This window comes from Sphingobium sp. MI1205 (assembly GCF_001563285.1).
GTDB lineage: Bacteria > Pseudomonadota > Alphaproteobacteria > Sphingomonadales > Sphingomonadaceae > Sphingobium.
Window position 1 is genome coordinate 3210314 of the sequence record NZ_CP005188.1, and the last position, 21577, is coordinate 3231890.

General features: G+C 63.8%; 23 protein-coding genes, 1 tRNA gene and 2 pseudogenes. 4 read left to right on the forward strand and 22 right to left on the reverse strand.

Translation table 11 applies throughout. The features are described 5' to 3' along the window. Positions 1-23 precede the first annotated feature (23 nt). Positions 24-746 carry a hydroxyacylglutathione hydrolase gene (gloB, locus tag K663_RS15865; protein ID WP_062119696.1) on the reverse strand — a complete coding sequence of 241 codons (723 nt, stop codon included), beginning with the start codon at positions 744-746 and terminating at the stop codon, positions 24-26. 5 nt (positions 747-751) lie between these two features. Then, positions 752-1186: a VOC family protein gene (locus tag K663_RS15870; RefSeq protein WP_062119698.1), complete on the reverse strand. Its 435-nt coding sequence runs from the start codon at positions 1184-1186 to the stop codon at positions 752-754. A 103-nt stretch (positions 1187-1289) separates the two neighbouring features. Between K663_RS15870 and K663_RS15875 the strand changes: the two genes are divergently transcribed. Continuing rightward, positions 1290-1994, forward strand: a complete 705-nt coding sequence (locus K663_RS15875; protein ID WP_062119702.1) for an SIMPL domain-containing protein — start codon at positions 1290-1292, stop codon at positions 1992-1994. Between the two features lie 7 nt (positions 1995-2001). Here the strand turns inward: K663_RS15875 and K663_RS15880 are convergent, their stop codons facing one another. After that, complete coding sequence (locus tag K663_RS15880; protein WP_062119705.1) at positions 2002-2889, reverse strand: tetratricopeptide repeat protein; 888 nt, start codon at positions 2887-2889, stop codon at positions 2002-2004. Continuing rightward, entirely contained in the window at positions 2889-3644 is a 756-nt protein-coding gene (locus K663_RS15885) for an alpha/beta fold hydrolase (protein ID WP_062119708.1), read from the reverse strand. The genes K663_RS15880 and K663_RS15885 overlap by 1 nt, the downstream gene beginning before the upstream one ends. Positions 3645-3787: 143 nt before the next feature. Between K663_RS15885 and K663_RS15890 the strand changes: the two genes are divergently transcribed. Beyond that, positions 3788-3874 (forward strand) — tRNA-Leu (locus K663_RS15890). Between the two features lie 176 nt (positions 3875-4050). Beyond that, the gene (locus K663_RS15895; protein WP_062119711.1) at positions 4051-5280 is read left to right on the forward strand and encodes a tyrosine-type recombinase/integrase; all 1230 of its coding nucleotides are present in this window, start codon (positions 4051-4053) and stop codon (positions 5278-5280) included. A 61-nt stretch (positions 5281-5341) separates the two neighbouring features. On the opposite strand, the gene K663_RS15900 is transcribed toward K663_RS15895, so the two are convergent. The 14 genes and pseudogenes from K663_RS15900 to K663_RS15965 form a co-directional block, all read right to left on the reverse strand. Continuing rightward, positions 5342-5575: a helix-turn-helix domain-containing protein gene (locus K663_RS15900; RefSeq protein WP_062119714.1), complete on the reverse strand. Its 234-nt coding sequence runs from the start codon at positions 5573-5575 to the stop codon at positions 5342-5344. Further along, positions 5572-5802, reverse strand: coding sequence for a DUF2274 domain-containing protein (locus tag K663_RS15905; RefSeq protein WP_062119717.1), 231 nt, complete (start codon positions 5800-5802; stop codon positions 5572-5574). The genes K663_RS15900 and K663_RS15905 overlap by 4 nt, the downstream gene beginning before the upstream one ends. Position 5803: 1 nt before the next feature. Then, positions 5804-6991 (reverse strand): TrbI/VirB10 family protein, encoded by a 1188-nt coding sequence (locus K663_RS15910; RefSeq protein WP_062119721.1) that lies wholly within the window; start codon positions 6989-6991, stop codon positions 5804-5806. Continuing rightward, positions 6988-7824 (reverse strand): P-type conjugative transfer protein TrbG, encoded by an 837-nt coding sequence (gene trbG, locus K663_RS15915; protein ID WP_062119724.1) that lies wholly within the window; start codon positions 7822-7824, stop codon positions 6988-6990. The genes K663_RS15910 and trbG overlap by 4 nt, the downstream gene beginning before the upstream one ends. Then, on the reverse strand, positions 7821-8642 hold the full coding sequence (trbF, locus tag K663_RS15920) for a conjugal transfer protein TrbF (protein ID WP_062119727.1): 822 nt from the start codon (positions 8640-8642) through the stop codon (positions 7821-7823). The genes trbG and trbF overlap by 4 nt, the downstream gene beginning before the upstream one ends. 3 nt (positions 8643-8645) lie before the next feature. After that, positions 8646-9971: a P-type conjugative transfer protein TrbL gene (gene trbL / locus K663_RS15925; RefSeq protein ID WP_062119730.1), complete on the reverse strand. Its 1326-nt coding sequence runs from the start codon at positions 9969-9971 to the stop codon at positions 8646-8648. 165 nt (positions 9972-10136) lie between these two features. Continuing rightward, positions 10137-10892 (reverse strand): P-type conjugative transfer protein TrbJ, encoded by a 756-nt coding sequence (trbJ, locus tag K663_RS15930; RefSeq protein WP_062119733.1) that lies wholly within the window; start codon positions 10890-10892, stop codon positions 10137-10139. Further along, positions 10892-13348, reverse strand: coding sequence for a conjugal transfer protein TrbE (gene trbE, locus K663_RS15935; protein WP_062119735.1), 2457 nt, complete (start codon positions 13346-13348; stop codon positions 10892-10894). Before trbE ends, trbJ begins: the two co-directional genes overlap by 1 nt. Beyond that, entirely contained in the window at positions 13342-13611 is a 270-nt protein-coding gene (locus tag K663_RS15940) for a VirB3 family type IV secretion system protein (RefSeq protein ID WP_443018973.1), read from the reverse strand. Before K663_RS15940 ends, trbE begins: the two co-directional genes overlap by 7 nt. Next, positions 13611-13880 (reverse strand): TrbC/VirB2 family protein, encoded by a 270-nt coding sequence (locus tag K663_RS15945; protein ID WP_235589576.1) that lies wholly within the window; start codon positions 13878-13880, stop codon positions 13611-13613. The genes K663_RS15940 and K663_RS15945 overlap by 1 nt, the downstream gene beginning before the upstream one ends. Before the next feature lie 74 nt (positions 13881-13954). After that, a complete protein-coding gene (trbB, locus tag K663_RS15950; RefSeq protein WP_083535929.1) occupies positions 13955-14941 on the reverse strand; it encodes a P-type conjugative transfer ATPase TrbB in 987 nt (328 codons plus the stop codon). Continuing rightward, on the reverse strand, positions 14938-15339 hold the full coding sequence (locus K663_RS15955) for a hypothetical protein (protein WP_062119745.1): 402 nt from the start codon (positions 15337-15339) through the stop codon (positions 14938-14940). Before K663_RS15955 ends, trbB begins: the two co-directional genes overlap by 4 nt. Positions 15340-15341: 2 nt before the next feature. Continuing rightward, on the reverse strand, positions 15342-17384 hold the full coding sequence (locus K663_RS15960; protein WP_062119748.1) for a conjugal transfer protein TraG: 2043 nt from the start codon (positions 17382-17384) through the stop codon (positions 15342-15344). A gap of 328 nt (positions 17385-17712) precedes the next feature. Further along, positions 17713-18089, reverse strand: a pseudogene (locus K663_RS15965) (transposase); the annotation flags it as partial. A 313-nt stretch (positions 18090-18402) separates the two neighbouring features. Here K663_RS15965 and K663_RS15970 point away from each other — a divergent pair. Continuing rightward, positions 18403-18516: pseudogene (locus tag K663_RS15970) on the forward strand (transposase); the annotation flags it as partial. A 36-nt stretch (positions 18517-18552) separates the two neighbouring features. Here K663_RS15970 and K663_RS15975 read toward each other — a convergent pair. The 4 genes from K663_RS15975 to tnpA all read right to left on the reverse strand — a co-directional run bounded on the left by K663_RS15975 (position 18553) and on the right by tnpA (position 21521). Further along, positions 18553-19146, reverse strand: a complete 594-nt coding sequence (locus K663_RS15975) for a plasmid pRiA4b ORF-3 family protein (RefSeq protein WP_235589446.1) — start codon at positions 19144-19146, stop codon at positions 18553-18555. Further along, positions 19143-20738 carry an IS66 family transposase gene (tnpC, locus tag K663_RS23025; RefSeq protein WP_083535902.1) on the reverse strand — a complete coding sequence of 532 codons (1596 nt, stop codon included), beginning with the start codon at positions 20736-20738 and terminating at the stop codon, positions 19143-19145. The genes K663_RS15975 and tnpC overlap by 4 nt, the downstream gene beginning before the upstream one ends. Positions 20739-20805: 67 nt before the next feature. Then, entirely contained in the window at positions 20806-21162 is a 357-nt protein-coding gene (gene tnpB, locus K663_RS15985) for an IS66 family insertion sequence element accessory protein TnpB (RefSeq protein WP_443018934.1), read from the reverse strand. Next, the gene (gene tnpA, locus K663_RS15990) at positions 21159-21521 is read right to left on the reverse strand and encodes an IS66-like element accessory protein TnpA (protein WP_024018734.1); all 363 of its coding nucleotides are present in this window, start codon (positions 21519-21521) and stop codon (positions 21159-21161) included. Before tnpA ends, tnpB begins: the two co-directional genes overlap by 4 nt. Positions 21522-21577 lie beyond the last annotated feature (56 nt).

A 21577-nucleotide genomic window follows, 5' to 3' on the forward strand; every position in this document is an offset into this window, starting at 1 on the left:
ACGATGAAATAACGCCGCAGACGTCAGGCTGCATCCTTGGCAGCGCGGCGACGCGCCAATTCGCCCACATCAGCCGCGCGCATAAAAACATTGGTCGCGCGCTCCTGCCCTATGGTGGTCGGCACGGTTGCTTCGCCGCGCGCGCGCGCCACATTCACCTGCGTCATCCGTGCGACCAGCGCCTCGTTATCGGGCTCGATGGTCAGAGCAAAAAGACCGTTGCCCTGCGTATATTCATGGGCGCAATAAACGATCGTATTATCCGGGAGCGCCGCAAACCGGGCCATATTGGCGAACATCTGATCCGCCGTTCCTTCGAACAGCCGACCACAACCCATGGCGAAGAGCGTGTCACCTACAAAGATGAGGCCGTCACCCGGCAGATAATAAGCAATGTGCCCTGCGGTATGGGCCGGAACTTCCATGACGGTCGCGACATGGTCGCCAATGTGGACCTGATCGCCCTCCCCCACCTGCAGGTCCAGCGTCCCGATCTTCGCGGCTTCCGCTCTTGGTCCGGTGATGCGGCAGCCAGTCACCGCCTTGATTCCTGCATTCCCGCCTACATGGTCGCCATGCCAATGGGTGTTCCAGATCTGGCTGATCGTCCAGCCGTGCGCGGCCGCCGCATCCAGCACAGGCTCGGCCACGGCGGGATCGATCACAACGGTCTCACTGCTGAATTCATCGTGCAGCAGCCAGACATAATTGTCGGCCAGGACTGGAACGCGAACAACCTGCAGCATGGCGCTTACCAGACGCCGGTATTGGGCATGGATGCCCACGGTTCTGCCGGAGCCAGATATCCGTCCTGCAGCAGTTCGATCGAAATATTGTCCGGCGTCCGGACGAAGGCCATATGGCCATCCCGTGGCGGCCGATTGATGGTGATGCCCGCATCCATCAGCCTCTGGCAGACGTCGTAGATATTATCGACGCGGTAGGCGAGATGGCCGAAATTGCGGCCCTCCCCGTAAGTTTCGGCCGGGGCGCCATCTTCCGGCGGCCAGTTATAAGTGAGTTCGACCTGTGCCTCCTCGTCGCCCGGCGCCGCGAGAAAAACCAGGGTGAAGCGACCGCTTTCACTATCGACGCGTTTTTGCTCCTGAAGCCCGAGCAGATTGAAGAAGGAGACGGTGCGATCGACGTCGGTCACGCGGATCATGGTGTGGAGATATTTGGTCACGCTTCGCTCCGTTCGCCGCCATCAAGCAACGGTTCATCTCTAAAAATGCAGGTGTATTTATCAAGATAGGATGGCGCAGGCTTGATGGAAAGAGGAGAGTGAGATGGCTCTTGAGTATCGCGACAAGGTGCTATTGGGCTGTGCCGGATTGCTGGCGCTGGGTGTGGTGAGCGGCGGCTATTTGCTGGGTGATGGGCTGAAGCGCGCCAAGGCTGCCGACCGCTCTGTCACCGTGCGCGGCCTGGCGGAACGCAATGTCACTGCGGACCTCGCCACCTGGTCGATCAGCTATGCGGCTACAGGTTTCGACCTGCCCGCCGTACGAGCGGAGATCGACAACAATACGAAGGAATTGAAAGCCTATTTTGCGGGTCTCGGCTTCAAGCCAGAAGCGCTGACGCCCACCGGCGCGGGGGTCAATCAATATATCAACAATGGCGTGAACACGATCACCGTTACTCAGCGGATGCTACTGCGCACGACCGACATCGCACGCGCACAGCGAGCGGTCGCGCAGCAGTTCGACCTGGTCCGGCGCGGCGTAACGCTGCAGGAAGGGTCGGGCATGCGCTACAGCTTCACCAAGCTGAATGCCATCAAACCGCCAATGGTGGCGACCGCAACGAGGGATGCTAGGGCAGCGGCGGAGCAATTCGCGCGGGACAGCGGCGCGAGTGTCGGCGGTATAAAAAGCGCGACGCAAGGCTATTTTTCGATCGAGCCGCGCGACGGCGAAGCAGACGGGTCGAGCGATACGCCTTACAAGAAGGTCCGGGTCGTCACGACCGTCGATTTTTATCTGAATTAACGCCCGGTCAATTGCGGCCAGATGTTCCCGCCATCGGCGCTGCTACAGGCAAACGGGCGAGATTGTCGGCAGCAGCCCCGCCCGCAGCGGACTGGGGCGCCAGCTTCACCGCCCGCTTCCATGCCGAATGGGCGATGTCGGGGTGATCGGTCAGCACGGCGACATTACCTTCCTCCAATGCAACGGAGGCATCATCGGGCGACAACTGCACCGCCCGGGCGATATGCGCCTGAGCCAGTTTCAACTCTCCCGAGCGGCGAGCCAGCGTCGCCGAAAGCAGCCAGGCGAGCGGGTCTTGCGGCACCTGTATCAAGGCGGCGTCGAGGGAATCGCGGGCTGCCTTTAGTTCCCCCAATGCGACCAGCGCGCGAGCCTGATCCAGTTGTGTCTCACCCTTTTCGATGCCGTCGGGTAGCCCTCGCGCCAGCGCAGCGTCAAAGCTGGTCCGCGCCTTGACTGCATCGCCCGACGCAAGGGCGGCATTGCCAGCCTGCGCCCACAAACGCGCCCCCTGCGCCATCTCGCCAGCGCGTTCAGCCTCGTCAGCCGCCTGTTCGAAGGCGACAATGGCAGGAGCCCAACGCTCTGCCCGCGCATAGGCAAAGCCCATGCAATGGCGAGCATAGAAACTTCCACCCTCCAACCGCCATTTCTGAGCGAAAGCGACAGCCTGATCAGGAGATTCCATCGCCTGATCGAGGCAGGCCTGAAAAGGCTTTGCAAATTTGTCCGGTACCGGGATGCGAGCCTCTGCCGCTGCGGAGTCCTGTGTTGATGCTGGAGCACGCGGTGCAGCAGGCGCTCCTCTTTCCTTCTTCGGACGGTTCATGATCGCCTCGATCTCAGGATCATAGCTTTGCGGCATCATAAGCAGCAAGGGGAAGAATAAGACCATCAGAGAGTATCCAAAAGGCTGCCGAGCGTGCGGATGAGCAGCGCGATGTCTTCATCGCGCGACAGGCGATGGTCGCCGTCCTTAATCAGCAGCGTCTGCACATCATATGAACGCAGCCGCTGTGCCAGCCGTACCGCTGTCTGCCAGGGCACGTCGCGATCTTCCTGCCCTTGAAGCAGGCGTACGGGGCAATCGATCGCGATCTCTGCTCCAAGCAGCCGCAGCGCCTGCCCGGACTGCCAAAAGGCCAGCGTCGTCACCAGCGGTTCGTCGCCATAGGGTGTTGGCTCGATGATTCGACCCTCCGTCGAAAGCAACGCCTTGTCCGCATCACTGAATCCCCATTCGGTGAAATCTGGAGCGGCAGCGATGCCGACCAGTCCGGCCACCCGCTCGGGCCGGGCAAGCGCGATGAGCAATGCAATCCAGCCCCCCATTGACGATCCCACGAGCAACAGCGGCCCATGCGTCAGCGAATCGATCAGCAATAACGCATCATCGCGCCAGCTTGCGAGCGTACCGTCGGAAAAGCTGCCTTCGCTGATGCCATTACCGGAATAGTCGAGCCGCAGAATAGCCCGCCCGGTCTTCGCCGCCCACGCGTCCAGCGCGACCGCCTTACCGCCTTCCATATCAGACATATAGCCGGGAAGAAAAACGATGGTTGGCCCAGCGCCTACCCGATACCGGTAGGCGAGCCGGACCCCGTCAGGGCGGGCGAGGAACGCGATCGGCGCGGCTTGGCATGGGTCCATGGGCTGTCTCCACTAAAAGAAGAATGCGTCTGCTTCGCGCCAATAGAAGCTGGAGCGCAGAAAACCAGAAAGGAAGCAAAATAATGGCAGGCGCGCGATTGACAGGGTGAGGACCAGCAGCTAATCGCGCCGTCCTACCCCGTGCCCAGATGGCGGAATTGGTAGACGCACCAGCTTCAGGTGCTGGCGATCGCAAGGTCGTGGAGGTTCGAGTCCTCTTCTGGGCACCAGAAACGCTTCCGGAATGATCCGGGAGCGTCCAGCAAGCGGCTGGTTTTACAGCATTTTTCGACCGAAAATCGCCGACTAACCGTCCGGCGATATCCACCGGAATCCAGCCATAACACCAACATTTGTTGGTGTTTTTGTTGGTGGTGGATCGACCCGGCTTAGCTGGGAAATCGATATGTTGTCTCACCTCAGGATCAGCGCTGCGAAGCCTGCCGCGAAGCCATTCAACCTCTCCGACGGCCAGGGGCTGTTTCTTACGGTCCACCCCAACGGCTCGAAACTTTGGAAGCTTAGCTTTCGCCATCTCGGTAAGCAGAAGACCCTCCACCTTGGTATGTGGCCCGACGTCGGCCTTGCCGATGCTCGGGACCGGCGGGATGAGGCTCGCCGCCAGCTTGCGTCCGGCCTCGATCCTGCGGTGGAGAAGAAGCGGGCGCGTATTGCAGCCAAGGTCGCGGCCGCAAACACCTTCAAGGACGTTGCCGAGGAGTGGGTTCAGAAATGCGAGCGTGAGGGTCGCGCTGAAATCACGCTCAGCAAGATCCGGTGGCTTCTCGGCATGGCCTATCCGATCATCGGCAATCTGCCGATCGCTGACGTGACCCCACAGGAAGTGCTGTCCGTGCTTCGCAAGGTCGAATCAGATGGGCGTTACGAAAGCGCCCGTCGGATGCGCAGCGTTCTCAGCCGGGTCTTTCGCTATGGTGTCGCGACCGTGCGCTGCCAGAAGGATGTCGCGGCCGATCTTCGCGGCGCTATCGCCACGCCAAGGGTCAAGCACCTGGCTGCCATCACCAATCCGATCCAGGTCGGCGCGTTGCTGCGGGCGATCGACGGTTATGAAGGCCAGTTGGTAACGCTGATGGCGCTCAAGCTATCTCCGCATCTATTTGTCCGCCCCGGCGAGTTGAGGCAGGCGCAGTGGAGCGAGTTCGACTGCGACAAGGCGGTCTGGTATCTTTCGGCCGAGCGCATGAAAATGCGTCGACCGCATCGTGTCCCGCTTTCCCGTCAGGTTCTCGCGCTGATCGAGGAATTGCGCGATCACACCGGCCACCGCGACTATCTTTTCCCATGCATGGGAAATCCTAAGCGGCCGATGTCCGAGAACGCCGTCAATCAGGCGCTCCGCCGACTTGGTTACAGCCAGCAGGAGATGACCGCGCACGGCTTTCGCGCAATGGCAGCGACGCTGCTCAACGAAATGGGGATCTGGAACCCCGACGCGATCGAGAAGCAACTCGCCCATCTCGATGCCAGCGCCGTGCGACGTGCCTACACCCGAGGCGAATACTGGGATGAGCGCGTCCGGATGATGCAACATTGGTCGGATCATCTCGATGAGTTGCGCGACGCTGGCAAGATTCTGCGTCCTGACTTCGGCGCCGGTCGCAGCGCACGCTAGCGCGGAACGACAGCGGGGCGCGATCGACGATCGCGCCCTGCAAGGTTTTGTAGGTGGCGCTTCAGCGCTGGGTCGGCGGCAGATAGGGGTCCACCGGCGTCGTGTCTTCGCCGAGAAGCGCCAACACGCTGCGATATTTGACGAGCATTGCCCGACCGACCTTCACCGTCTCGATGTCGCCGGACTGGATCAACTCATAGATGCGCGAGCGGCTGAGGCTGGTGATCCGCGCAACTGTTGCCACGCGGACGGTTATCGGTGCCAAACGACGGTCGCTGGCTGGCGGCTCGCTCATTTCGCCGTCCTCCCTGCTGCGGCTCGTGTCTGATTGAACGCGCGGTCGCCATCGAGGAATGTCGTCAACATCGCAGGGATCAGATCAATGACGGGCTCTTCAACACCATAGGTAGCGGCATAGACGGAGGCATAGGCCTGCAGCGATGACTGAAGGTCTGGAGTGATCGTAATTGTCAGCTTCACCGGTGTCCGGTCGGGCAGCTTGCCTAGTTTGAGATCGGCCATTTCAACTCTCCGTTACACGCCAGGGCGCGAGGATGAGGTCGCGGGTCACCAGCACGCGGACGGGCGCGCCGGGACGGATCGTGATCGTCGGCTGAATACCGAGGTTGCGCTGCGTGATTTGGTCACCGGCCCTCGCGGTGTTCGACTGGGCGGATTCTCGGATCGCTTGCACGAGATCGCTCTCACCGGAGATCGACAACTCCGTTCCAACGCCGAGCATCGTGGCGATGGCGACGCCTTTGAGCAGCGTCCAAGTATGGAAATCCACCTTGTCGGCGAGGCCGGCATAACCCGCTGCGTCTGTCGCCGGCATGTTGTCGAGACGCACCGAGCTGCCATCGGGCAGGATCAGCCGCTGCCAGATGACCAACGCTCGACGCTGTCCAAAGGCGACAAAGGAGTCATACTTGCCGATTAGACGGGCTCCCTGCGGTACGAGCAGGATATTGCCCGTGACCGTATCGAACACGTTCTGCGTGACCTGCGCCGTGACCATGCCGGGCAAATCGGAGTTGAGCCCGGTGATGAGGCTTGCAGCGATCACGCTGCCGGCAAGCAAGCTGTTCGGTGACATCGGGGCCACCAGCGCTCCCGAATTGAGATCGCCATTAACGTCCCGGCTCGACGCGAACTGCTCCTTGCGGGTTACGGGCGCGGCTGGATTTACGGGCTGGGCGTCCAGCGTCGCGGCCCCATTGCCGGATGTCACCGGCGCTACCGCGCTGCGGCCGCTGGTGGTCTGCGCGATCAGGCCTGATTCCCGCGCTGCCTTCAGGTCGGCAAGCCGCTGCTGCCGTGCCGCCTCAGCGGTATCAACCGGCGTAGATACGATTGCCGCTCCAGTCCGCTCCTGCGCGCGAAGAATCGGTCTACCGAGATCGCCGGGCAATGGCGGGCCAAGCTTGGGTGCATCGTCGTAGCTTGTTGGTAGTCCGGAAAGCGCGTCCGAAGCTGGCTTTGCCATAGGCTGCGACAACTCGCCGTCCTGGGCGACCTGCCGGAACACCTGCGGCTTCAGCGCCATCCACGCGATCCCCATGAGGCTGGCCGAGCCGAGAGCGGCAGCGCCAATGATCGCGCCACGACGAAATCGAATCGCGCGCGCCGGTCGCGAGCGAATGCTCAGCGTTTCGGGATCGAGCTTCGTCGGAGGCGAAGCCGGCGGGTCCGTGGCGAGCGTGTCGGTCATGCGCCCCTCCGCTTGGCAGGATGCGACGCGCGCACGATGCGCACGACCTGGCTCTTCTTGAGGCCGAGGCGAAGCTCCGCGGCATCGAAGATCCGATCAACGACGTAAAAGCGGTCGCGCTGCCGATAGTTGACCAACTCCGCCCTTCCGTCCGCGCCCAGGACGAACAGTGGCGGCGCCTCGCCGGTCGCGAGCGACGCAGGAAATTCGACATAGGTCTTCATTCCATCGTCGAATACGCGGAGCGGACGCCATGCAGGACGATCGCCGCTGATCGCATAGGTGAAGTGCAGTTGCTCGATTGAGATGCCCGAGGCCACTGGAGCCGCGACCCGGGCGGCTTCCGCCTGGCGGCGAACCGCCAGTAACTCGTCCTGCGGATAGGTCCACCGCATCGAGGACAGCGCGGTCGCCGAGGTGCTTACCAGCCTGACGTGATAGGCGCGGCGGTCGGTGGTGATGACGAGGTTTGTGAGCAGTTCCGCCGAGAATGGCTTTACCAGCACATGCGTCTGCTTGCCGTCACCCGAGCCACTGGTCGTGTCGCCGATCACCCAACGGGCGGTATCACCGCTAGCGACCGCGACGAGATTTTCGCCGGGCTGGAGCATTATGTCGGTGACCAGCCCCGGCGCGGCATAGACCTGGAAGATCGTGCCCTCGCTGAAGGGGTAGACCTGCGCCCCGCTGATGAAGCCGGTGGCGACCGGCTCGATCGTGGCGTTGCGCGTCGCCGACCGGACCGCCTTGAGTGGTGCTGCGGAGCGCTCCTGCGCCAGAGCCGGGCAACCGAGGATCATTCCGGCGATCGCCGGCAGAAGGACGAGCTTCATGGATTCTTCTCCTGGGGATTGGGCGAGCCGGGCATCGCCATCGGGGCACCGAGGTCGGGATCGAGCGGCGATCCCATGGGCAAGTTCGGGGTGGACTGCGGTGCGGGCCTTGCCGCTGAAGACGAAGGCAGCGCGGTGTCGAGTTCGCGGCTCCAGTCGATCGCATCGACGTAGATGCCGAGCGGGTTTTTTCGCAGGACGTCGGCCGATGATGGTGGGCGCGAAACTGTCGTGAGAATCGCTGTCCAGCGACTGCGGCCCGCCTCGGACCCGCGCTCGAATGCCGTCTCCGTCCACTTCACCTGGAACGACTTGTCGGACGCGCGGACAACGCTGGTCACCTGTACCGATACGGTGCGCTCTCCGACATTGGCGAAAGGCGCCGCCGATCGAGCATATTCGCCGAGAAACTGTGCGCCCCGCTTGGTCGCGAAATCATAGGCTTCGAGCCAGTCGCGGCGCATCAGGACCGGGTCGAGCGACACCGAGCGGATGTTCGTGACGAAGTGCGAAAGGTGCCATGCGACCTGCGCGTCAGTCGGCCGATACTCGACATCGGCCGCCTGAACGGCGCGAGCCTCGCCAAGCCGATCGACCTCCACCACGTAGGGCGTCACCCGGCTTTGCAGCGACTGCCAGGCGAGACCCGCCGAGGTGCCGGCGGTCAGCGCGAGACAACCGAATGCCATCAGCCGCCAGTTTCGCGCCTGCACCCGTGCCGAGCCAATCCGCTCGTCCCATAGTTGGCCGGCGCGCTGGTAGGGCGTCTCGGGAGGTGGCGTGTGCCCGTAACGCTGCGCACTTCGCTTGAAGAACATGGCTCAATCATTCCTTTCCTTGATGTCGGGGGTGGCGGACGCCCCGCCACGATCGCCCTGCTGGAGCGTGTGGATCGCGAGTTGGCGGCGATGGCGGCTGGTCTGCTGGTCACGCATCGCGCGCGCCCATGCGGGCGTCCCACCGGTCTCCCCGCCGCCGCCTGGTCCACTTGCAGGTGACGCCGAAGAACCTTGGGTCGAGTTTTGATTGAGGGCATCCCAAGCCGCCTGGCGGCCGCTGGCTGAGGCTCCACTGAGACCCAGCGCACCGCCCACGCGCAAACGCGCGGCATTTCCGGCTGCCCGCGCGACACCACCAAGGCCCGCGCCGACCGAAGGGGTCGCGGCCGTCTCGCGTCCTAGCTGGTAGGCAGTCGATGCAGCGGATCCCATTGCCGTGCCCGAGCGCACCGCGCCCAAGGCAGCACCGCCTGCCGCCCGGGCTCCACCCACGGCAGCACCGCCGGCCAGCATCGTCACGCCGGCGGCGCCGACGGCGGTGCCGAGCGCTGCACCGGCGCCAAGTTGGGGCGCGCCAGACACCAGACCCGAGGCGATCGCCGGCCCGAATATGCCCAAGCCGAACAGGGAAAGGCTCGCGAGCACGAGGCTCATGGCCTGGCCGATATCCGGCTCTTGGCCTTGCAGCGCGTCCGTGAACTCGGTGAAGAAGTTGGAGCCGATGCCGACGATGACGGCGAGCACCATTACTTTGATGCCCGAAGAAACGACATTCCCCAGCACGCGCTCAGCGAGGAAACTGGTTCGGTTCCAGAGCGCAAAAGGCACGAGGATGAAGCCCGCCAGCGAGGTCAGCTTGAACTCGAGGATGCAGACGAACATCTGCACCGCGAGGATGAAGAATGCGACGATCACCAGCGCCCAGGCGAACAGCAGGACCATGATCGTCAGGAAGTTGTCGAAGAAGGTCGTGAACCCGACCATCTCGCTGGCCTGTTCGAGCAATGGCCAGGCCGCCGAAAACCCCGTCCCCGCAAGCCGCCCGGGCTTGAGCAGGTCATCGGCCGAGAGCGTACCGCCACCCGCCGTCAGGCCAGCTTGCGCGAAGGACCGGAAGATAATGTCGGCCAGCGTCGAGAAGCTGTTCAGGATGAAGGCGAAAGCGCCCACATACAGGATCTTTCGCAGGAACCGGCCAATGACATTGTCCTCGCCGCCCATCGCCCAGAATAGGCCGGCAAGCGTGATGTCGATGCCGATCAGCGCTGCGGTCAGGAACCCGACGTCGGGTCCAAGCAGCCCGAACCCGCTGTCGATGTAGGTGATGAACGCCTGGAGGAAGCGGTCGATGACATTGAGGTCGTTCAAGAGGACTGCCTTCCTGCTGGCGTGGAGGAATGTCGCGGGACGCGGTTGGGGGAGCGGAACCGCGCCCCGCGACGGCGACCGATGGCGGGAGGCGAAGGCGTGTCACGCGCCGCGCCTTCGCGCCGCCGGTCGCTTGCGACCGGATCGTGCCTGAACCCGAGGGGGCTATTCGGGCGTGTAGGCCGATCCGGAACCGAGGAACTTCTTCGTCGCCGCGCGGGCCTCCGCTGCCTGCGTCGCGCGGCGGGTCTGCTCGACGGCCTCGCTGCGGAACTGCGCGGCCATCATGTGCTGGAGCTGGAACTGCTGCTTGGCGGTGAGCGCGAGGAGCTGGTTGGTCGCCTGCTGCGCCTGGAGCGATCCTTCGGCACCCTGGCTGCGCGCGACGATGTCAGCGAGGGCCTCGGTGTCCGACCGGATGTTCTCGACCACCTGAGCCTGCACGGTCATCGTCTGGCGGAACGCGCCCATGCTGGCGTCGAGGCGCGCCCGAGCATCACGCACGCGCACATCGGTGCGCAGCGCCGAACTGAAGTCCTGCGGAAACAGCGACTGAAACTTGTCGTCGAGCTGGTCGACACGGAAGTCGATAGCCTGTGCGCGGCCCATCAGCCGGTCGATCTCGGCGAGCTTTCGCTTGAGGGCATCGAGCTGCGGGAAGTCGATGCGCGTCAGGTTCTTGCCCATGTTGACCAGCATCTGCGCTTCGTTCTGGAGTTGCTGGATCTGCTGGTTAACGGTCTGCAGCGTGCGTGCGGCGGTGAGGATGTTCTGCGCATAGTTGCTGGGATCGAACACGATGCCGCCAAACTGGGCGTGCGCCGGGCTCGCCGTCATGGTCATCGCGCCCATGCCGAGCGAGCCGCACGCGCCGAGGCCGAGCACGGCGGCGACCAGATGCTTTCGATTGGGAATACGCATTACTTTTCTCCTTGTTGGGGGGCTTGGGTGTCGGGAGACGAGAAATCGGCGGCGAGATCGCCCGCCCAGTCGAGGCCCGCATCGCGCAGGAAGGCTTCGGCGAAGCGATCGCGCCCATGCTCGGCAAGTGAGGCATCGATCCGGGCTTGCGCTGCGGGATCCGAAGAGCCGCACAAAGCCTGCGCGATCGGGCCAAGGCCCAGTTCGAACAGCCGGTTGCCGCGTGCGGACTGGAGGTAATAGTGGCGCTTGGGCGTGGCCCGCGCGATCAACTCGATCTGACGGTCGTTGAGGCCGAAGCGGGCATAGATGTCGTGGCCCTGCGGCTCGATCGCACGATCGTTGGGTAGCAGGATCCGCTGCGGGCAGCTTTCGATGATGGCAGGCGCGATCGGCGAGCCCGCAATGTCTGCGAGGCTTTGCGTCGCGAACACGACCGCCACGTTCTTCTTGCGCAGCACTTTAAGCCATTCGCGGATGCGCGCGGCGAAAAGCGGATGGTCGAGGAAGATCCAAGCCTCGTCGAGGATCAGCAAGGTTGGGCGGCCATCGAACCGCTCCTCCAGCCGATGAAACAAATAGGTCAGCACCGGCGCGACCACGCCGGCCTGGCCCATAAGCGCGTCGGTCTCGAAGCACTGGACGTCGGCAAGCGCGAGATTCTGTTCGGCGGCATCAAGCAGCCGGCCATGCGGCCCTTCGAGTGTATAGGGCTGGAGCGCGATGCGCAGCGCGTTCGACTGGAGCAGCAGCGCGAGCCCGGTCAGGGTCCGCTCCTCGCGCGGCGCGGAAGCAAGGCTACCGAGCGCGGTCCAGAGCGCGTCCTTTACATCCGGCGTGACCGACACGCTCTCGTTCGCAAGCAGCGCTGCGATCCAATCGGCTGCCCAGCTCCGCTCGCTGGCATCGTCGATACTGGCGAGTGGCTGGAATGCCAGCGTCTCGCCGTCCGCCTCGACCGATCCTAGCGCGTGGTGTACGCCGCCCATCGCCAGCACCGCGGCCCGCGCGCTATTGCCCTTGTCGAAGATGTAGACTTGCGCGCGCGGGTAACGACGGAATTGAAGTGCGATGAGGCTCAGCAGTACCGACTTGCCAGCACCCGTCGGCCCGACGACCATCATGTGACCGACATCTCCGATATGGGTAGAGAGCCTGAACGGCGTCGATCCGGCGGTCTTCGCGACCAACAGCGGCGGGCCGTCGAGATGGCTGTTGCGCACCGGCCCGGCCCACACTGACGACAGCGGCATCAGGTGTGCAAGGTTGAGCGTATGCACCAGAGGCTGCCGGACATTGGCATAGACATGGCCCGGCAGCGACGAGAGCCAGGCTTCAACCGCGTTGACGGTCTCGCGGACGCAGGTGAAGCCGAGCCCGTTGACGATCCTCTCGACAGCGCGAACCTTGTCCTCGACCGCCGCCCGGCTCCGGTCCGTGACCGTGATCGTCGCAGTCAGGTAGCCGAAGGCGACATGGTCGCCGCCGAGTACCTGGAGCGCCTCGTCGGCATCGGCCACCTTGTTGTCCGCATCGCTGTCGAGCAACTGCGCGGGTGAATTATAGAGCACCTCGCGGAGGATCGCGGTGAGCGACTTGCGCTTGTTGAACCACTGGCGCCGCAGAGAGGTGAGCGTCTTGGTCGCCAGCGTCTTGTCGAGCGCGATGAAGCGCGTGACCCAGCGATAGCCAAAGTCCTGGTGATTGAGCGCATCGAGAATGCCGGGACGGCTGAGGCTCGGGAAACCGAGGATCGTCAGCGTACGGACATGCAGGTCGCCAAGGCGTGGTTCGAGCCCGCCTACCAGCGGCGTGTCGGCGAGCACCCCGTCGAGATACATCGGCGTCACTGGCGCGGCGACCATGTGCCGGCGGTCGGAGATCGCGCCGTGCAGGAATGTCAGGGTCTCGCTATCGTCGAGCGGGCGTACCTCGGGCATGAATCCGGAGAGCAGGTCAGCCAAGCGGTCGGTCTCGGCAACGAAGCTCTCCAGCGCGCCGCGCCAGTCGCGCGCCCGCTCGCCGTCGGGCCGTTCCACAAGGCTCCGGCCCGCGCGATCGGTGGTATCTGCGGGCGGCAGCCAAGTCAGTGTCAGGTGATAGCGACTTTCGAAATGCGTGCCTGCGGCCTCGAACGCCGCCTGCCGCTCGCCATCGACGAGCCAGCTTGCCGCATCGGGAAACGCGCTGTCGGGATAGGCCTGCGCTTCGCGTCGCTCCGCATCGAAGAACAGCGCCCATCCGCTGCCGAGCCGCTTGAGCGCGTTGTTCGCCCGCGCGCAGGCGGCGACCAGTTCGGCCTCGGTCGCGGATTCGAGGTCCGGACCGCGGAAGGCAAGCACGCGGAGAAAGCTGCCGTCCTTGTTGAGCACGACGCCGGGGGCGACCAGCACCGCCCACGGCAGGTGATCGGCAAGGCGCTCTGCGGACGCGCGATACTCGCGCAAGTTCAGCATGCGAAATATCCCTTCTGGCGGATGTGGCGGAGGAGGACCGGCGCAAAGCTTGGGTCGCGGCGGGCGGCCATCACGGCGACGCTATGTCCGACTGCCCAGAGCAGCGCCCCGGCTAGCCATTGCTGGAGGCCGAGGCCGACCGCTGCGGCCAGCGTTCCGTTCACGATCGCTAGGCCCCGCGGTGCGCCGCCGAGCAGAAGCGGCGAACCCAGCGAGCCGTGGATCGGCACTTCGTAGCCATCGATATGCTGACCGCTTGCCATCACGAGATCAGCGCCCCGCCGCCGAAGCTGAAAAAGGACAGGAAGAAGGACGACGCGGCAAAGGCGATGGAGAGGCCGAAGACGATCTGGATCAGCCGTCGGAACCCGCCCGCACTCTCGCCGAACGCGAGGGTCAGACCAGTCACGATGATGATGATCACCGCCACGATCTTGGCGACCGGACCCTGCACCGATTCCAGCACCTGCTGCAGCGGCTCTTCCCACGGCATGCCGGAGCCGGCTGCCTGGACCTGGGTGGCGATTGTCATCGCGAGGCTAATCGCGCCGCCGACAAGCAAGTGGCGGTTGGCTACGGGGCGCGGATTTAGGGCACGAGTCATGGTCAGGTCTCCTTCGGGTTGGGCTTGGGAAGATCGGCGAGCGAATAGGCGCCGGTGTCGGGATCGAGGCCGGCGACGCGCGCGATGGTCGAGACACGGCGATCGATGCCGCGCCCGGAGATGAAGACGATGATGTCGATAGCCTCGGCGATCAGCTGGCGCGGCACGGTGACGACCGCTTCCTGGACCAACTGTTCGATGCGGTAGAGCGACGCGATCGCGCTGTTGGCATGCACGGTCGCGATCCCGCCGGGATGGCCGGTGTTCCACGCCTTCAGCATGTCGAGCGCTTCCGGGCCGCGGACCTCGCCGACGACGATGCGATCGGGACGCAGGCGCATGGTCGATCGCACCAGCTCGGTCATCGACACGTGCGGTGGGCGGGTGCGCAGCGCCACCGTATCTGGCAGCGGGCATTGCAACTCGCGCGTGTCCTCGATGAGGATCACGCGACTGTCGACCCATGCCATCTCGGCGAGCAGCGCGTTGGCGAGGGTAGTCTTGCCCGAGCTGGTGCCGCCGGCGACAAGGATGTTATAGCGCTGGGTGACGGCGGCGCGCAGCGCGTCGACCTGAACCTCCGACATGAGCCCATCGGCGATGTAGTCGTCGAGCGTGTGCAGCTTCTGCGCAGGCTTGCGGATCGAGAAGCAGGGCGCGGACGAAACCGGCGGCAATACGCCTTCGAAGCGCTCGCCAGCGCGGCCCTCGATGTGCGGCGGCAGCTCGGCCGAAATGATCGGGTGCTCGGCATGGACTTCGGCCCGGGCATGGCTCGCGACGAGCCGAATTATCCGCTCGACCTGTTCGGGTCCGATGCGAACCTCGGTATCGGTGCGGCCTTCGCCAAGACGATCGAGCCGCAGCGCGCCGTCAGGGTTGACCATGATCTCGATGACCAGCGGGTCGCGCATCGCGGCGGCGATGTCGCTGCCAAGGGCCGTAATCAGCATCCGACGACGGCGTTCAGCGGAAAGCCCGGCGCTCATTCGCCATCCACCGACGAGGCAGTTAGCGTGCGCCGCCCGGTAGAGACCTGCCTTCCGACTTGCGTCACGAAGGCTTCGAACCTCTTGGCGCCGAGCGCTCGGCCCGCTTGGTCGTTCTCGGCGAGCGGCGTCTGGATCGCGAGTTCGAACCGAATGAACAGCGCCAGCGTCTCAAGGATCACATAGGCGTCGCGGTCAACCCGGCCGATTGCTTGCGTCAGTCGGTCGAGGCGGATCGCGAACCGATCCTCCAGCTCCGAAGTACCCCGGCGATTGAGCCAGGCGGTGACTGCATCGACGAGGATCGCCGACTTGCTGGCGCCGGGCTTGGCAGCGAGCGCCTCCAGCCGATCGGACAATGTCTTGGGCAGGAACAGCTGGTGGCGGACCTTCTCCATGGTCAGAACCCCAGCTGCAGGTCGTCGGGGCGACCGGACGCGGCGTCGAGGCCATAGACCGTGCGCGCGGCGCCGAGCGCCTGGACCCGGCCCATGGCGCGCCGCTCGGCGGCCTGGTCTCCATCGTCCTCGCCGAGGCCGAGGGGGTCAGCGATCTCGGCATCGACGACGACTGCCAGTTCGACCTCGTGCGCAGGATGCCGTGCCTGCTCAAGACCGCCCGCATCCGCTCCCTCATCGGCATCGTTGCCGGCGGAGAGGCGCATGTCTGCGCCGCGCACCTGTCCCGCCCAGTCATCCGAGCGCGCGGCCGGGAGATCGCGGTAGCCATCGTTATCCAATGTCGGTGCCGGCAGCAGGCGCTCATTGAACCGGCGATCCTCATAGTAGCGCAGCTTCTTCGCGCGGATCGGGGGATGCCCCGAGATCAGGACCAGCCCGTCCGTGGGCGCGAGTTGCATCACCTCGCCGGGCGTCAGGAGCGCACGCGCGGTCTCCTGCCGACTGACCATGACATGCGCGAGCCAAGGTGCGAGCCGGTGGCCCGCATAGTTGCGCATTGCGCGCTGCTCGGTCGCTGTCCCGAGCGCATCTGAAATGCGCTTGGCAGTTCGCTCGTCGTTGGTCGCGAACGCGATGCGGACATGGCAGTTGTCGAGAATGGCGTTGTGCTCGCCATAGGCCTTCTCGATCTGGTTAAGGCTCTGCGCGATCAGGAAGACGCGCACGCCATAGCCCGCGAGGAAGGCAAGGCTGGTCTCGAAGAAGTCGAGCCGGCCCAGCGCCGGGAACTCGTCGAGCATCATCAGCAGGCGGTGGCGGCCCTTTACTGCCTCGCCGTCCGTGCCGACGCCGTGCAGTTCCTCGGTCAGACGGCGGCCGATCTGGTTGAGGATGAGGCGAACCAGCGGCTTGGTGCGGCTGATGTCGGATGGCGGCACGACGAGGTAGAGCGAGACCGGATGAGCAGCCTCGACGAGATCGACGATGCGCCAGTCGGATGCGGCGGTGACCGCTGCCACGGTCGGGTCGCGGTAGAGCCCGAGGAACGACATGGCGGTCGACAGCACGCCGGAGCGTTCGTTCTCGCTCTTGTTCAGTAGTTCGCGTGCAGCCGAGGCCACGACGGGATGGACCAGTGGCGCGTCCTCGGTGCCCAAGTGATTGGTCGTCATCATTCGGCGGAGCGTCGCAGCGAAGCTGCGCTGCGGGTCGGACAAGAAGGTCGCTACGCGGGCAAGCGTCTTTTCTTCCTCGGCATAGAGGACATGGAGGATCGCGCCGACCAGCAGCGAATGGCTGGTCTTTTCCCAATGGTTGCGACGTTCGAGTGCTCCCTCGGGATCGACGAGGATGTCGGCGATATTCTGGACGTCCCGGACTTCGTTGACGCCGCGCCGCACTTCGACCAGCGGGTTGTATCGGGCCGAGCGGGCGTCCGTCGGATTGAACAGCAGGCAGTACGAGAATCGCGCGCGCCAGCCAGCCGTCAGCTGCCAGTTCTCGCCCTTGATGTCGTGGACGACGGTCGAGCCCGTCCAGGACAGCAGGGTGGGAATGACCAGGCCGACGCCCTTGCCCGACCGGGTCGGCGCGAACGCCATGACATGCTCGGGACCGTCGTGGCGCAAGTCATCGCGACCGATCTTGCCGAGCACGACGCCGCGCTGCTCGAGAAGCCCGGCACCCTTGATGTCCCTGTGCGTCGCCCAGCGAGCAGAGCCATAGGTCGTCAGGTTGTTGGATTGGCGTGCGCGCCACACCGAACCGAAGATCGCGGCTCCGCAGCCGACAAATCCGCCGGTAGCAGCGATGACGCCTGCCTCACCGAAGACCACCGGCGCGTAGGCGTCGAAGTGATACCACCAGGGAAACAGTGACCATGGATGGTAAACCGGCTGGCCGAAGGCAAAGAACCACGGTGCGCCAAGTTCCGCTTGGTAGCCGAGGCTCGCTGCGGCCCACTGCGTGCCAATCCACACGCTTGCGATGATGATCGCCAGCACCACGAAGATTTGGCCGATGAGCAGTTTTGTCGGGGTCATGCGGGTCTCCACCCACGTCAACAAGATGTTGTCGGGCGGAATCAGAATCCCAGATTTAGGGCTTGCGCGTCAGACACTCTCTGGTGCCTCAAGACACCTATCAAGTGCATGTCGAGACGGCACGCAGGATGCGGGACGCTAGCCGTCGAAAGTGTCCAGTCAAGCATCATCGCAAAACGCCACGCTCTCGTCGCTCCTAACGGGCGCACTGTTGAACTTGGGGGACGCGCGCTGGACCGTAGCGAGGGATTTGGCCCCAGCTTGTCATAGCGGTTAAACGCTGCGGAATTGTTCAGCTTCGACAGCCATCGCTTAGAGCGCTTTCTGTTTAATCCGGATCATTACCACAGGCGCTGAAGTAGTTTGCGCACTCTTGAGGCTGAAAGAGATCGACCGACTTGCCGATGATCGACCAAAGACCGGAGACAGTGCGCTCGTATGCCTTGCGGATCATCGCCTAGGCGGGCGAAGGCCCTTTCTATGGGATTGAGGCCTGGTGGTAGGGCGGCAGGCACCAGCCGCTTCGATCAGCGTGCGGACGGTGACGCGCTTGTGGCTGGACAGGTTGTCGATGATTACCACGTCGCCGGGCTTGAGGTCGGGCGCCAGAACCTTGTTGACATAAGCCTCGAACAGGTTGCCATTGATAGGGCCTTCGAGCACCATGGGCGCGACCATGCCGGTCACGCGCAGCCCGGCAACCAGGTGATCGTCATTTTGAGGAACAGCCACCTAACTCGGCTATTCTTGAAATCCCTCTGCACGATGGGAACGAAACGAAAAGGGCCGATGCCAGCAGGCCCGAACCCAGCGCCACAATTGCAATCCCTGCCCGGTGGCTCAATTCGAAGCCGCTATCAGGCGGGAGATTGAAGGCACCATGATCGCCGTCAGGCCAAAGCCCAGAAAAAATGACGAGCGCCGATTCCGGACCGCCTGAGGCTGGCGGGAGCAAATGACGTGCTCCCCTGAAACTCCTCCAGTTTGAGGTAGAGTCCGCCTTCGTGAGGAGACGGACGTGAAGAAGAGCAGGTTCACCGAGGAGCAGATCATTGCGATCCTGCGGGAGCAGGAGGCGGGGATGAAGACCGCCGATGTGTGCCGCAAGCACGGGATCAGTAGCCCGACCTTCGTAAGCGCCGACGGAAGGCGGCGTTGACGCGGCCTTTCAGGCTTTCCGGCGTGTCCGTGGCGCCCATTTTTTCGCGAGCGCTTCCAGCCTTGCCTCGATCAGGGGGATGTCGGGCTGGGCGTTGGGATCATGGTCGTCGCCGAGGGTATCTAGCGCCTCTTCGTAATATTCATGATGTGGGTCGCCGAGCGCTTCGAGCTTTTCGGCGTAACCCCATGGGCCGCCACAGTCCTCTGGCGGCCGCATACCTACTGCATCGAGGATGAGCGGATATGTCAGGTGCGGGCTGGCCGTGCTGATGCGCTCGATCTTGACGCTATGCTCCCAGGCATCGCCAAAGTCATAGAGATATCGGAAGGTCTTGCGCCTCGTATCCGCCAGGACCTGGGCGAGAGTGGCCTTACGGGCGTCGAGCGGCCCGTCGAAGCCATATTCAGGATCAGGGATGCCAAAGCCGGTCTGCCCGAAGCTCATTTCCCACAGGTGAGAGTCCGTCCAGGAGAAGGCGGTCTGGATGACGGTGTGCAGACGGTCGAGCCGGATATTGAGCGGCACCTCCAGCGTTCGGCTGACGGCCGGCGTGACATCGTCCAGCGTAATCTTCATCCGCACGACAGTGCCGTTGCTCACGCAGCCTTCTCCAGATCGTTGGTCAGCCTTGATGCCTGCCAGTTCCACGGCAAGAAGTCATCGATCCGATTGATCGGGTGATCACCGATGCGCTCGATGACGTCAGTGAACCATGCCTCGGGCTCGACGCCGTTGAGCCGGCATGTGCCCGCCAGGGCGTAGAAGAGCGCGGCGGCTTCTCCCCCCTTCATGGAGCCGACGAACATCCAGTTCCGGCGCCCGAGCGCGACACCGCGCAGCGCGTTTTCCACCAGATTGTTGCTGATCTCGAGCCGACCATTATCGCAGTAACGGATCATGGCCTGCCAGCGGTTCAGCGGATAGCGACACGCACGCGCCAGATTGCTGTCAGACGACAGGCCTCGGTTCTGGGTTTCGAGCCAGACGCGCAGCGCCTCCAGCTTCGGCACGGCCTTGATCTGGCGGATGCGTCGTCGCTCATCGGGTGGCGCGCCCTTGATGTCGCGCTCGATGGCGAAGAGCTCGGCGATCCGCACGACCGCCTCTGCCGCGATCGGTGACGGGCTCTTGTCCAAGATGTCCGTAAATTTCCGGCGCGCGTGGCTCCAGCATCCCACTTCGACGATATCCCTGGGCGCCTTGGTCTTGGGGTCACGGTAAAGTGCGTTGTACCCGGCAAAGCCGTCTGCCTGTAGATACCCCCGATAGTCGGCGAGATGTTCCGCCGGATGCGCTCCGCCGCGATCGGCGCTGAAGCGGAAGACCACGGCAGGCGGGCTCATGTCACCGCTTGAGCGATCATCACGCAGATATACCCAGAAGTGCCCGGTCCGGCTGCCATCGCCATTGCCCAGCAGCGTGACCGGCGTGTCGTCACCGTGGATCTTGGCGGCTTCCCGGATATAGGCGAACAGCCGCTCACCCAGCGGCGCCAGCAGCCATGCCAGTTTTCGGGCCCAGCGGCTCATCACGTCCCGATCGATGTGGAGTCCCACGCGGCGGAAGATCACTGACTGCCGATGCCAGGGTTGATGATCGACAAAGCGATTGACGACGAGATGGGCCAGCAAGGCGCTGCTCGCCATCACCTTGGGGAGCGGCAGATCGACAGCGGGGGCCTGGCGGATCTGTTCGCAGGACCGGCACACTAGTCTTGGTCGCACGTGGCGAATGACCCGGAAGCGCGCCGGGACATAGTCGAGGACCTCAGTGACAGCCTCGTCGATCTGTGCTGACGGCCCGTTACAACCGGCACTGCACGGGCTGGGCTGATGATCAACCGTCTGACGCGGAAAGTGTGCGGGAAGCGGAACACGGCCGCCGGATTTGCGGGCCGATTTCGCCACAGGCGGTGCCGCCACCTCATCGTTGGCGGGTTCTGGTACCTCGACCTCCTCGAACATCAGCCGCAGCTGGGCGATATCCATTTTCTCGGAGCTACGACCGAACTGGACGCGCAGCAGCCGCGCGACGCGATGCTCGAGCTTTTCGATCCGCAAGGTCTGGGCTTTGACGGTTGCTCTCGTTGCCGTCAGTTCGGCCCGTTCCTGCGCCATGACATCGGCCATCTCCAGCAGCATTTTCTGCAGGAGGACCGGGTCAGTGGGAAGGCGATCAAGGGCGAACCGCATGCCGCAGATAATAGCGGAAGCCCACAGTAAAACCTACATAAAATGTCGGTTTTACTGATCATTTTCACTATGCGAGGCTCGGCGTGATGACCTCGTCGTGGACGATCGCCTGCTTCCAGTTCAGGCCTTCGAGCAACATCGCAAGCTGGGCGGCCGACAGCCGCAGCGCACCCTCATGGGCACGTGGCCAAACAAACTTTCCGCGCTCAAGACGCTTCGCATACAGGCATAGCCCTGAGCCGTCCCAGACCAAGGCCTTCAGCCTGTCGCCCCTTTTTCCGCGGAACAGGAAGACCGCGCCGGAGAATGGATCCAGCTGAAGGATATTGCGCACCTGCGCCGAGAGCCCGTCAAAGCCCTTGCGCATGTCGCACGGCGCCAGCGACAGGTAGACCTTCGTCGAAGGCGGGAACGCCAGGCTCAATGATCCAGCTCCCGCAGGACATCGAGCACCTGTTTCAGGGCGGCCCGATCAACTTCGCCATCCACCGACACCGTCAGGCCGCACCGTCCGCGAACCTCGATCCGTCCAGCTTCTCGGGCTTTGGCCGACGGCGATGATGCTGCCAGTTCGACAGGTACGAAGCCTGCCATCGCTCCCCGGAGCAGTTGCTTGCGCCAGGTGTAGAGCTGACCCGTGCCTATCCCATGCCGCCGCGCTACGGCCGATATGACAACGCCCGGCACCGTCGTCTCCTTTAGGATCGCCAGCTTCTCCTCGTCGCTCCAGTTCCGACGCCGCTCCACCTGTACAAGCACTCCGCCGTCCCCGCGACTGCTCATACGAGGCTCGTTTGACTGCTCGTTGTCCATGCTCCCGCCTCCTTAAAGGCTGCGAG

Bases quoted from the DNA above. Each gene is read 5' to 3' on its own strand.
- gloB (WP_062119696.1), bottom strand. From the start codon at position 746: ATGCTGCAGGTTGTTCGCGTTCCAGTCCTGGCCGACAATTATGTCTGG.
- K663_RS15875 (WP_062119702.1), top strand. From the start codon at position 1,290: ATGGCTCTTGAGTATCGCGACAAGGTGCTATTGGGCTGTGCCGGATTG.
- K663_RS15880 (WP_062119705.1), bottom strand. From the start codon at position 2,889: ATGGTCTTATTCTTCCCCTTGCTGCTTATGATGCCGCAAAGCTATGAT.
- K663_RS15885 (WP_062119708.1), bottom strand. From the start codon at position 3,644: ATGGACCCATGCCAAGCCGCGCCGATCGCGTTCCTCGCCCGCCCTGAC.
- K663_RS15895 (WP_062119711.1), top strand. From the start codon at position 4,051: ATGTTGTCTCACCTCAGGATCAGCGCTGCGAAGCCTGCCGCGAAGCCA.
- K663_RS15900 (WP_062119714.1), bottom strand. From the start codon at position 5,575: ATGAGCGAGCCGCCAGCCAGCGACCGTCGTTTGGCACCGATAACCGTC.
- K663_RS15905 (WP_062119717.1), bottom strand. From the start codon at position 5,802: ATGGCCGATCTCAAACTAGGCAAGCTGCCCGACCGGACACCGGTGAAG.
- K663_RS15910 (WP_062119721.1), bottom strand. From the start codon at position 6,991: ATGACCGACACGCTCGCCACGGACCCGCCGGCTTCGCCTCCGACGAAG.
- trbG (WP_062119724.1), bottom strand. From the start codon at position 7,824: ATGAAGCTCGTCCTTCTGCCGGCGATCGCCGGAATGATCCTCGGTTGC.
- trbF (WP_062119727.1), bottom strand. From the start codon at position 8,642: ATGTTCTTCAAGCGAAGTGCGCAGCGTTACGGGCACACGCCACCTCCC.
- trbJ (WP_062119733.1), bottom strand. From the start codon at position 10,892: ATGCGTATTCCCAATCGAAAGCATCTGGTCGCCGCCGTGCTCGGCCTC.
- trbE (WP_062119735.1), bottom strand. From the start codon at position 13,348: ATGCTGAACTTGCGCGAGTATCGCGCGTCCGCAGAGCGCCTTGCCGAT.
- K663_RS15940 (WP_443018973.1), bottom strand. From the start codon at position 13,611: ATGGCAAGCGGTCAGCATATCGATGGCTACGAAGTGCCGATCCACGGC.
- K663_RS15945 (WP_235589576.1), bottom strand. From the start codon at position 13,880: ATGACAATCGCCACCCAGGTCCAGGCAGCCGGCTCCGGCATGCCGTGG.
- trbB (WP_083535929.1), bottom strand. From the start codon at position 14,941: ATGAGCGCCGGGCTTTCCGCTGAACGCCGTCGTCGGATGCTGATTACG.
- K663_RS15955 (WP_062119745.1), bottom strand. From the start codon at position 15,339: ATGGAGAAGGTCCGCCACCAGCTGTTCCTGCCCAAGACATTGTCCGAT.
- K663_RS15960 (WP_062119748.1), bottom strand. From the start codon at position 17,384: ATGACCCCGACAAAACTGCTCATCGGCCAAATCTTCGTGGTGCTGGCG.
- tnpC (WP_083535902.1), bottom strand. From the start codon at position 20,738: ATGCGGTTCGCCCTTGATCGCCTTCCCACTGACCCGGTCCTCCTGCAG.
- tnpA (WP_024018734.1), bottom strand. From the start codon at position 21,521: ATGAGCAGTCGCGGGGACGGCGGAGTGCTTGTACAGGTGGAGCGGCGT.